Source organism: Pseudoduganella sp. RAF53_2, from assembly GCF_052113985.1.
Classification (GTDB): Bacteria; Pseudomonadota; Gammaproteobacteria; order Burkholderiales; family Burkholderiaceae_D; genus Rugamonas.
This window is the reverse complement of record NZ_JBFRDW010000144.1, coordinates 1-10,619: the sequence shown is the minus strand read 5'-3', so window position 1 is coordinate 10,619 and position 10,619 is coordinate 1. Positions and strand designations below refer to the sequence as shown.

General features: G+C 64.2%; 9 protein-coding genes. 4 read left to right on the top strand and 5 right to left on the bottom strand.

What is annotated here, in order from left to right; all coding sequences use genetic code 11:
- The 5 genes from AB4Z11_RS11030 to AB4Z11_RS11010 form a co-directional block, all read right to left on the bottom strand.
- Positions 1–354 (bottom strand): c-type cytochrome (locus AB4Z11_RS11030; RefSeq protein ID WP_442025293.1); only part of this gene is annotated, 354 nt, incomplete at its 3' end.
- Positions 351–1,925 (bottom strand): flavin monoamine oxidase family protein, encoded by a 1,575-nt coding sequence (locus tag AB4Z11_RS11025; protein WP_442025292.1) that lies wholly within the window; start codon positions 1,923–1,925, stop codon positions 351–353. The genes AB4Z11_RS11030 and AB4Z11_RS11025, both read right to left, overlap by 4 nt.
- Before the next feature lie 176 nt (positions 1,926–2,101).
- A complete protein-coding gene (locus AB4Z11_RS11020; protein WP_442025291.1) occupies positions 2,102–3,715 on the bottom strand; it encodes a Mu transposase C-terminal domain-containing protein in 1,614 nt (537 codons plus the stop codon).
- A 228-nt stretch (positions 3,716–3,943) separates the two neighbouring features.
- Positions 3,944–6,076 carry a DEAD/DEAH box helicase gene (locus AB4Z11_RS11015; RefSeq protein ID WP_442025290.1) on the bottom strand — a complete coding sequence of 711 codons (2,133 nt, stop codon included), beginning with the start codon at positions 6,074–6,076 and terminating at the stop codon, positions 3,944–3,946.
- A 136-nt stretch (positions 6,077–6,212) separates the two neighbouring features.
- On the bottom strand, positions 6,213–7,820 hold the full coding sequence (locus tag AB4Z11_RS11010; RefSeq protein ID WP_442025289.1) for a methyl-accepting chemotaxis protein: 1,608 nt from the start codon (positions 7,818–7,820) through the stop codon (positions 6,213–6,215).
- A gap of 143 nt (positions 7,821–7,963) precedes the next feature.
- Between AB4Z11_RS11010 and AB4Z11_RS11005 the strand changes: the two genes are divergently transcribed.
- The 4 genes from AB4Z11_RS11005 to AB4Z11_RS10990 form a co-directional block, all read left to right on the top strand.
- Entirely contained in the window at positions 7,964–9,028 is a 1,065-nt protein-coding gene (locus tag AB4Z11_RS11005; RefSeq protein ID WP_442025288.1) for a sensor histidine kinase, read from the top strand.
- Positions 9,025–9,630, top strand: coding sequence for a response regulator transcription factor (locus AB4Z11_RS11000; protein WP_442025287.1), 606 nt, complete (start codon positions 9,025–9,027; stop codon positions 9,628–9,630). The genes AB4Z11_RS11005 and AB4Z11_RS11000 overlap by 4 nt, the downstream gene beginning before the upstream one ends.
- A 78-nt stretch (positions 9,631–9,708) precedes the next feature.
- On the top strand, positions 9,709–10,074 hold the full coding sequence (locus AB4Z11_RS10995) for a response regulator transcription factor (RefSeq protein ID WP_442025286.1): 366 nt from the start codon (positions 9,709–9,711) through the stop codon (positions 10,072–10,074).
- A gap of 14 nt (positions 10,075–10,088) precedes the next feature.
- The coding region (locus AB4Z11_RS10990; RefSeq protein WP_442025285.1) for a GGDEF domain-containing protein at positions 10,089–10,619 on the top strand (531 nt) is incomplete at its 3' end.

The following is a 10,619-nucleotide window of genomic DNA, read 5'->3' as shown; positions in this document are numbered from 1 at the left end:
CTTCTCCACCTTTAATGTGTCGCGCAGGGCGGCGACTTCCTGCTCCGGCAGCGCGTCCGCCTGATTGCCCCAGGCACTGCGCACATAGCTCAGCACCTCGGCGATGTCCGCGTCGGACAGCGTCGGGCTGAAGTCAGGCATGCCGCCGCGCCCCTTCAGCAGCACGGCCGCCACTTCGGCCGGCGGCCCCTGCACGAACTTGTTGCCCGCCAATGCAGGGAAAGCGCCGGGAATGCCTTTGCCGCTGGCCTGGTGGCAGGCCGCACAGTTCTTCGTGAACAGCGCCTTGCCGTCGGCCCTGGCGCCGCCGTGCACGATCAGCAGCGCCGCAATGAGAATGGTCCTTAATGTCATGCGCTTGCCCTTTCATGAATGCGTTGCAGCTGCTGCCATGCCGATTCGATGGCGCCGGCCTGCCAGCCGCCCAGGTAGCTCAGGTGCTCGCCGGCCAGCATCACCCTGCCCTCGCCTTCCAGCAGCAGCGGATAGACCGTCTTGCGCTTTTCTTCATTCCAGTCAGCCCAGCCGCCAAGGTTGTATTGCACGCGGTGCCACGCCACGGAGAAGGCGTTTTCGAAGGAGGAACGGTAGGCCGGGAAGATTTGTTCGCCGGCTTTGACGGCAAATTCGGCCCGCTCGGCCGGCGACAGCGCACTCACTTCGATGGCCGAGGTCTGGTAGTTGTAGTAGCCCAGCAGAACGCCCTTCTTCTTCTGCCAGTTCGAAGAAGGCAGCGAGATCGTGTTGATGCCCGCCATATCGGTCAGCACATGGCCGCCGTAGATCTGGTCGTCCTCTTCCCAGAAGCGGCGCTTCATCTGCAGGCCGATCTTGCCGACCGGCGCATAGGCGACGGTGGCAATGGCCTGCTTGAACTTGTCGGAGAAGTCCGTCTCCACATGGCGCAGCACGGAAAGCGGCAAGGTGCACAGGCAATAGTCGGCCGTGACGCTGCGCAGCTTGCCGCTGGCGGTGTCCTTGTAGGTCACCTTCACGTCGCGCTCACCATGGGTGATCGATTGCACTTCGGCCTTGTACTGGATGTGTCGGCCGACACGCTTTTCGAATGCTTTGGCAATCTGGTCCATGCCACCCACCGGCTGGAACATGGTGTTCTGCATCGGGAAGTCCTGCACCGCGCTGTAAACATTGCCGATGCGGGACTGCAGCAGCTCCTCGAAGCCCAGAGGGTCCGATGCAGTACCGGGATTCAACCCGGCACCGGGATTGACTGCGTAGCCGCGGCCGCTGCGGCCCTTGTAACGCAGGTCCACCTGGTCCAGCTGCCCCTCGTGCGCCAGGTAGTCGAGCAGCGCGCGCTTGTCGTCCGCGCTCAGCTCCTGATCCAGCATATTCCCCTTGACCGCCTTGGCCAGCAGCTCCGCCACATGGCCGCGCATGTCGGCCTTGACCTGGGCCGGACGCAAACGCCGGTTGGCCAGCGGGCCGCCATTCTGCAAGTACACATAAGAATGGTCGTTGTCGTTGACCATCACTTCCAGCGGAACTTCGAACAGGCGGGTGTAGTACAGCGTGGACTGGTGATGCAGCGGAATGCGCCACGGTCCGTGGTTGATGTAATGGCCTTCGTCGAACCTGCACTCCTGCTTCTCGCCGCCGAGCTCCGTCAGCGCGAAGCCTTTACGCGCAGTCTGGCAGCGGCCACCGGCAAATTCGCGCGCCTCCAGTATCTGCACGGAGTAGCCCAGCTTGCCCAGTTCGTAGGCTGCCGTCATGCCGGCCAGGCCTGCGCCCAGAATTACGACGCGCTTGCCTTTTCCGCTGCCGGCCAGCACGGGTGGCGTATTCACCCGCGAAGCAATTCCGATGCCCCAGGCATTCATCGTGTTCAGCAAGAGCCCTGTACCACCCACTGCTGCTGCGCGGTACAGGAACTGCCGCCTTGTTATCGAGCGTTCTTCCATCTGTCACCTCGTCTGCTATGAATGACAGTGGTAAAGCAATCGGTATGCCAAAACGGCTTGCGAAATGACTCTATTCCGGCCCTAAAATAAACTCATTAAACAAAAAGCGCGCCTTATAGGATAAGGCGCGCTTCAATACGATCTACGACATTACTTTGTTTTGTGTAAGCTCTTTTTCAGGCGCTTGCCTCCTGCAAGGCTGGGCGCACCATCGCGATGCGTTCGATTGGACGGCATGCATGGAATTGCAGCGGCGCGGCGGCATCAACCAGATACACCATGCCATCCGCCGACGGGTCGACCGCCACGCGCACCGGCCAGCGTCCACGCGTGCGTGCGCGCTCGAACCAGTGCTCGTTCTCGGCACGCACGCAGCTGAAGTAATTGCCCGCCACGCAGATGCCTTCGGCCGTTACCCACGCTTCGCTGACCGGCAACAGGCAGCAACGCACCAGATCCTCCGGGAACTGCTTGAGGGAGGAGCCGCGGCGGCGCACGCCCCAGTCCCACAGCTGCAATGGTGCGTGCCCGCTGGCGCCCTGCTGATGGTTATAGGCCAGCAGCACGTCCATGGCAATGCGGCGGAATTCCTGCAGCGTGATGATGCCGTCCAGCGTGCCCGCCTTGCCGTCGGCCGCCGCGCCAAAGCAGGCCCGCAGCGCCGCCATCCAGGGACGGGCCGGCGCCTCGAAATCGGCCACACAGCGGATATGGAAATTCGCCAGCAGCGCATCACCGTCTGCACGCAGCATCAGCTCCGGCGGCAGCAGCAAGCGTTCCGGTAAATGGCAGCTCGGCCACTCCTGCGGCGCCAGCAGACGGCCCAGGCGCCGCGCGAAACGCGTCTTCTCTGCAGCGCAGCTGGCTAGCGCTATCATGGCCTGTCCCCAGCTGGGTGCTTCAAAGCTGGCATACATGCCGGCCACCATGCCGCTGAATACATCCGTGATCACATACAGGACAGGCGTTCCGGCCAGCAGCTGCCGGTCCTGCGCGTGCAGCAGCTGCATGCCGAAGGGCAGAATGTCCAGGCGGTAGTCGCTGGCCGGTTGGCCGGTACGCCCTACCGCAGTCGTATCCGGCAGGGGTGCCGGCATCGGCTGCGCAGCGGTCAGATGGTCCTGATCCAGCCAGTAGTTGAACTGGCCAAAGCTCGGAACCGGTTCCGCCGAGGTCACGCGGCGTATCCGGCGCGAATACGGGTCCTGCACACGCTCGCAGAAAAAGTCCCGCGCCATCTCGTCATACGCACCGCGGCGTGAGAACTGCAGGTTGCGGGCCGCGTAGCGTGCAGAAGCCAGCCGAAAAACGGCGCGCATCGCATCGTCCACATTGACGCCTACCTGGCCGCCATCCTTGCGTGGACGTCCCCGTTTGACGCCTGGCGACGCCGTGCGCCGCTTGCCGCGGCCGCCGGAGTTGGCGTAGTCCGGCAACAGGGCATTGGGCGTTTGGCCACGCTGCCAGTAACGGCGCAGATAGCGGTAGATGGTGGGGTGCGACACGCCATGCTGCCGGGTCGCCGCCTGCACCAGCTGGCCGCGCCGGCCAGGCTCGTAGATGTCGGGCTCCTGTGTGATCAGGTCGGAGATCACATTCCAGGCACGTTCGCGCAACTCGACATGCTTGGGCGGCAGTGCCTCGGTGTTCGTCACCACCAGGTAAGGATCGGATTCCAGACGCCGTATGCGGCCCTTGCCGATTTCGCCTTCCAGCACGGACAGGCGATGCAATTCGACTTCCGCTGCTTCGGAAGCCACGTCGAACACGTAGGCGAAACTGCGTGCCACATCGATCCACAGAATCCGGACGATGCGGCGCCTCGGTTCACTAAATTCAAGGAGATCGTTTCGCAATAACATTCGCCACCTTTCAAAAAAAGGATAACCAGGCAATGTTTATGCAATTTCCAGGCCATGAATGAAATGGCGCTGTAAGGCGGGTTTGGCGTCAGCGGCGGCTTACTTGTGGTGCAAATTCAACACAAACTGCACCGCCACTGTGCGCGATACGTAGTATTACTTAGCCTTTTTCACCGGCTTCTTGGGCGGCGTGTGCTTGCCCGATTCGGGCGGCATTTCATCGGCGAGGCTGATCTTCAGCTGCTGCCCACCGACCCAGACCTTTTTCAGATGACGGAAAATCTCGTCCGGCATCCCGTCCGGCATTTCGAGGAAGGTGTGATCGCCCATGATCTCGATGCGGCCGATGTAGCGCGCTTCCAGACCGCTTTCGTTGGCGATGGCGCCCACCAGGTTGGCCGGCGTGGCCGAGTGCTGGCTGCCCACTTCCACGCGGTAGGCGCGCATCGGCACGCCGGGGCCTTCCGCCTTGTCCTTCTTTTTCTTCTTCGGCTTTTCGTCGAAGGCCATATCCTCGTCATCCGCGCGCGCCGCCAGTTCAGGCTCCGGGCGCTTGCGTGGCGAAGGTGCCGCCGGAGCAGGCGCTGCGGCCGGCGCCGTCTCGCCGTCGCGGTGGATGCGCAGGGTCTGGCCTGCCACACGCAGACCGGCGATCACGTCCAGTGTGCCGGCTGGCAAGTCGTCCGGCATATCCAGCACAGTGTAGTCGTCGAAGATCTCGATGCGGCCGATGTATTTGGAATCGACGCCGCCTTCGTTGGCGATGGCGCCCACGATATTGCCGGGGCGGACGCCGTGGCGGTAGCCCACTTCCACGCGATAGGTCTGCATGCCTGGTTCAGCTTCGCGCGGCATGCGCTCCTTCTTCGCGCGAGGTTCACGTGGTTCGCGCGGTTCGCGCTGAGGGCGGTCGTCGCGCTCGGCGCGTTCCGGACGCGGCGCGCCGTCGTCGTGCCAGCCGCGTTCCAGCGATTTATCCAGCAGCAGCGGCTTGCCACCGCGTCCCATCATGGCCAGCGCCGCCGCGATTTCAGTGGCCGGCACATTGTGCTCGTTCTCGTAGTCTTCGATCAGGGACTGGAAATGCTCCAGGCCACCGGCCGCCAGCGTTTCCGTGATCTCGTCCTTGAAGCGCTGGACACGTACATCGTTCACCGCCTGCAGGGTCGGCAGCTGCATCGGCGTGACCGGCTGGCGCGTGGTGCGCTCGATCAGCTTGAGCAGGTTGCGCTCGCGCGGCGTGATGAACAGGATCGCCTCGCCGCTGCGGCCGGCGCGGCCGGTGCGGCCGATGCGGTGGGTGTAGCTTTCCGGGTCGTAGGGTACGTCGTAGTTGACCACGTGACTGATGCGCTCCACGTCCAGGCCGCGCGCGGCGACGTCGGTGGCGACCAGGATATCGATCTTGCCGTCCTTGAGCTGGCCGATCATGCGCTCACGCGCGGCCTGCTGCATATCGCCGTTGATGGCGCCGGCCGAGAAGCCGCGCGCCTGCAGGCGTTCCGCCAGTTCTTCCGTTCCCAGCTTGGTGCGGGAGAAGATGATCATGCCGTCGAACGGTTCCGCTTCCAGAATGCGGGTCAGCGCATCCAGCTTGTGCATGCCGCTCACCAGCCAGTAGCGCTGGCGGATATTGGTGTTGGTGGTGGTCTTCGCCGCCACCATCACTTCGGCCGGGTTGTGCAGATAAGTGGTGGCGATGCGCTTGATCGCCGGCGGCATGGTGGCCGAGAACAGCGCGGTCTGGCGCGATTCCGGCACTTCCTGCAGGATGCGCTCGACGTCGTCGATAAAGCCCATGCGCAGCATTTCATCCGCTTCGTCCAGCACGATGGTCTTCAGGCCGGACAGGTCGAGCGAGCCTTTATCCAGGTGATCGATCACGCGGCCCGGCGTACCCACCACCACGTGCACGCCGCGGCGCAAGGCGCTCAGCTGCGGGCCGTAGCTCTGGCCACCGTAAATCGGCAGCACATGGAATTTGGGGATGTGGTTGGCGTAGCGCTGGAAAGCTTCCGCCACCTGGATCGCCAGTTCGCGCGTCGGCGCCAGCACCAGGGCTTGCGGCGTGGCTTGTTTGATATCGATCTGGCTCAGGATCGGCAACGCGAAAGCCGCGGTCTTGCCAGTACCCGTCTGCGCGGTGCCCAGCACATCGCGGCCCTCCAGCAGGTGCGGAATGGTCGAGGCCTGGATCGGCGACGGGGCTTCATAGCCAACCTCCTTCAGCGCTTTCAGGATGGGGGCGCTCAGTTGGAGATCGGTAAACAGGACTGGTGTGTCAGACATGGCGGCACTCGCTTGTTGGTTATTGTTCGAATCGCCTAATGCGACAGAAAGGGCGTAGTTTACTCTTTCTGCGCAGTTTCTGCGTGGAAACACCAGCAAAGCGGCGGATCAATGACCCGCCCCACGCAAAACGCAATTACGTGAGCACGGGACGCATCGTAGGGCGGATCATCGATCCGCCATGCCTGCGTGCCTGCGGCGCCAGCCTGAACGTCCCCACCGCGCGCGCCAGCAGGCCCGCCTGCTCCTGCAAGCCCTGCATCGCGTGCGACGACTCCTCCGCCAGCGCCGCATTGCGCTGCGTGACCACGCCCAGTTCCGCCACAGCGCTGTTCACCTGCTCAATGCCCAGCCGCTGCTCGCGCGCCGCGCCGCTGATCGAATGCAGCAGCGCCGACACCTCGCTCACGCCCGCAATGGTCGACTCGATGCTCACGCCCGCGCGCTGCACCCGCGCTGCGCCCTCGCCCACCTTGCGGATCGAATCCTCAATCAGCAGGCGAATCTCCCTGGCCGATCCGGCGCTGCGCTGGGCCAGCTGGCGCACTTCGGAGGCCACCACGGCAAAGCTGCGGCCATGGGTTCCCGCCCGCGCCGCCTCCACCGATGCGTTCAGGGCCAGCAAATTGGTCTGGAAGGCGATGCTGTCGATGACCTGCACGATCTCGTTCATGCGCCCCGCCGCTTCCGTGATGCGCGCCATGGTTTGCGCAATTTCAGCGACGGCAGTGCCGCTATCGCGCGCCTGGCTGGCGGTGCTTGCCGCGACAACGCTGGCGTCCTGTGCATGATCGGCGTTCTGGCGCACGGACTCCGTCAACTGCCCCATCGCCGCTGCCGTTTCCTCCAGTGCTGCCGCCTGCTGCGCCGTGCGTGCAGCCAGTTCGTGATTGCCTTCGGCCAGTTCGGTGGCGGCGCCCGCCACCGCGTCGGCGCCGTAACGCACCTCGCCCACCGCATGCCGCAGGCGCTCATTCATGCCGCGCAGGGCCGCCAGCAGGTGGCCGGTTTCGTCGCCGCTATGGCCTTCGATGGTGGTACTCAGATCTCCCTGCGCCACACGCTCGGCCACGCTCACGGCGGCGCCCAGCGGCGCTGCGATCACTGCACCAATGCGCCAGGCCAGCAAGCCGCCCAGCAGCAGGCTGGCGCCCAGCGTGGCGAAGATCAGGATGCGGGCGTGAAGGTAAGCCTGCTCCGCGCTGTGGCGCGCGGCCGCGGCGCCGGCCATGTCCAGCTGCACCAGGCGGCTGATTTCATCGGCCGCGGCAAAATTATGCGTGCGCGATTCGCCCCGCACGGCGCGGCGTGCACCGTCCAGGTCGCCGCTGCGCGAGATGGCCGCCACCCGGTGCGCGGCAGTTTCATAGCTGTCCAGCTCCTGCTGGAACCTGCGCCAGCTATCGCGCACTTCCTCGCTGGCCAGCAGCTCCTGGTAACGCGCCATCAAGCCGCGCACCATGTCCATCTGGCGCGCCATCTGGTTTTCGTAGTCGTCGTAATCGGCTGGCGCATTCGACAGCGCGTGTTGCAGCTCGAATGTCCGGTAACGCAGCAGCGCCGCCTTGATTTCCAGGATGGTGCGCGTGGCGGGCGACCATTTATTGGTCAGCTCATCGCTGGCGTGGTCCAGGGTGCGCAATTCGAACAGGGAAAACAGGCCGAGGGAGGCGGTCAACACCAGCGTTCCCAGTGAGGCCACGGCCAGCTTGTGGGCGATTTTGAGGTTGCGGAACCATTGCATATCAGCTCTCCCGATGGATTTTCCGACAGCGTAGGGCGATCCGCGGCCAGCCGCCATCGCACCTCGGTATAGGAACCTATACATTGGTTTAAGTTGGGGCTTGCCGATGCACCACTGGTTCTTAACTGAACTATACTGACTGGATGTTGCGCCTCACTCCCCATCCACTGCTGCGTCCCGCCATCGTGCTGCTGGCGGCGACGATCTTTTCGATCGACGCTTTCACGCCGCTGGATATTGCCATTGCAGTGCTGTACGTGGTGGTGGTGCTGGCGTCGGTGCGCGCCTGGCCGCATCGTCTGTCGACGGTGACCGCGCTGTGCTTCGTCCTGACGCTGGTGGCTTACGTGATTTCCAACTGGGGCACGCTGGCGGACGACTCGGCCGGACGCTGCGCCATGAGCCTGGCCGCCATCGCCATCACCGGCTATCTCGCGCGCAGCAACCACCGCGCCAACGAGCGCCTGTGGCAGCAGGAAGAATCGCTGCGCGAATCGCGCGCCCAGCTGGCGCATGCGGCACGCGTCTCCACGCTGGGCGAACTGGCGGCCTCTATCGCCCACGAGGTCAATCAGCCACTGGCCGCGATTTCCGCCAACGGCTCGGCAGCGCTGCGCTGGCTGAACCGCCCGCAGCCGGAACTGGAAGAAGTGCGCACCGCCATCGGCCGCATCCAGTCCGACACCGCCCGCGCCTCCGAAGTGATCACGCGTATCCGTGCGCTGGCGCGGCGCAGCGATCCGGAACAACTGCCATTGGACCTGAACGAAGTGGCGGAAGAAAGCGCAACCCTGGTGCGGCGCGAACTGGCATCGCATGGCGTGATGCTGCGCCTTGCCTTGGGCGACGATTTGCCGCCGGTGCTGGGCGACCGCGTGCAGCTGCAACAGGTGATCATCAATCTGCTGATGAACGGCATGCAGGCCATGGACGGCCAGGGTGGYGGCCAGCTGGAGCTGAGCACCGGGGTGAATGCCGACGGCGCAGTGCAGCTCTCGGTCGCCGACACCGGCCCCGGCATCGCGTCCGAAAACCTGAGCCGCCTGTTCGAGCCCTTTTTCAGCACCAAGCCCGATGGCATGGGCATGGGCCTCGCCATTTGCCGCTCCATCATCGACAGCCACGGCGGCCGCATTGCCGCTTCCTCCAACGGCAGCCGCGGCGCGCTGATGCAATGCACGCTGCCGGCACTGGGAGGCGCCGCATGAGCGAAATGGTGTACATCGTCGATGACGACGACGGCCTGCGTGAAGGCTTGCTCAGTCTGATGCGTTCGGCCGGCATGACGGCGGCGGCCTTCGATTCCGTCGCCGCCTTCCTGCAGCACAAACGCACCGATTGCCCCAGTTGCCTGGTGCTGGACGTGCGCCTGCGCGGCGTGAACGGTCTGGATTTTCATGCCGACCTGCTGCGCCAGGGCGAAACCCTGCCGGTAATTTTCATGACGGGGCATGGCGACATTCCCATGTCCGTACGCGCCATGAAGGCTGGCGCGGTGGACTTCCTGGCCAAACCTTTCCGCGAGCAGGATCTGCTGGACGCCGTCGCCGCAGCACTGGACGGCGACCGCCGCCGCCGCGCCGACCATGATGCAGGCGCCGAACTGCGCAACCGCTACGAGTCCCTCACCCCGCGCGAACGTGAAATCATGGGCCTCGCAGCACGCGGCCTGATGAACAAGCAGATCGCAGGCGAAGTCGGCACCAGCGAGATCACCGTCAAGATCCATCGCGGCAATGCGATGAAGAAGATGCGCGCCAAGACCTTCGCGGACCTGGTCCGCATGGCGGAAGCCCTCGGTCTTAACTAAACTATACCCACGTATGATTTCGCGCCGGAGAGCGGCGCGCTACAGTGCTCCCATATCAGCAGCATTCGGGAGTTCCCTGTGTCAGTAGTAGCCATCATCGACGACGACCAATCCGTGCGCACCGCCATCAGCAGCCTGCTGCGGTCCATCGGGCTTGAGGTCAGCCTGTACGCATCCGCAGAAGAATTTCTGGCATCGGACGGTGCGCTTCTCAGCGACTGCATCGTCAGCGATGTGCAAATGGGCGGCATGAGTGGCATCGAGCTGCTGGAATTGCTGCGTAACCGCCAGTGCGCCCTTCCCTTTATCGTGATTACGGCCTTTCCGCAGGACTTTCTGCGCAAGCGCGCCAGCCAGGCCGGCGCCACCTGCTTCATGACCAAGCCTTTCGACAGCGCCGCTCTGCTGCGCTGCGTGGAAGACGCCCTGTCCGGACAACACTAAGAAAGGATCGCGCCATGAGCCTTCCACCTCCCGCCGGCCGCAGCTACCGCCTGGCTATTTACACCCTGCTGCTGCTCGTGATTGCCGGTGGCGCGGTGGCCTCGCTGCTGATCGAGCGCTACGCCAGCCTGCATTCGATGGCCCACGTGTTTAACGTTATGGCGCTGGGCACGGCGTCCTTCATGATTTACCACGTCTGGTCGCGCTTCCGTTCCGAAGACGAATTGCTGCATCTGGCGAACCACGATCCGCTGACCGGGCTCGCCCACCGCCGCTATTTCGAACAGCGCCTGCAATCGCTGCCGCCTGCGCCGCATACGGTGGTGCTGGGCACCATCGACCGCTTCTCGCGTGTGATCGGCAGCTTCGGCCACGCTTTCGGCGACGCGATGATGAAGTCCATGGCGCAGCGCATCCGCGAAGCTGCCGAGCAGCATGGCGGCCAAGCCTTCCGGCTCGATGGCGCCAACATCGCCGTGCTCTATCCCATGGACCAGCAGGCGCCCGCTTTCGGCGCCGCGCTGGCCGCTTTGCAGGAATACATG

Coding starts and splice junctions, on each gene's coding strand:
- AB4Z11_RS11025 (WP_442025292.1), bottom strand. CDS start 1,925: ATGGAAGAACGCTCGATAACAAGGCGGCAGTTCCTGTACCGCGCAGCA.
- AB4Z11_RS11010 (WP_442025289.1), bottom strand. CDS start 7,820: ATGCAATGGTTCCGCAACCTCAAAATCGCCCACAAGCTGGCCGTGGCC.
- AB4Z11_RS11000 (WP_442025287.1), top strand. CDS start 9,025: ATGAGCGAAATGGTGTACATCGTCGATGACGACGACGGCCTGCGTGAA.
- AB4Z11_RS11015 (WP_442025290.1), bottom strand. CDS start 6,076: ATGTCTGACACACCAGTCCTGTTTACCGATCTCCAACTGAGCGCCCCC.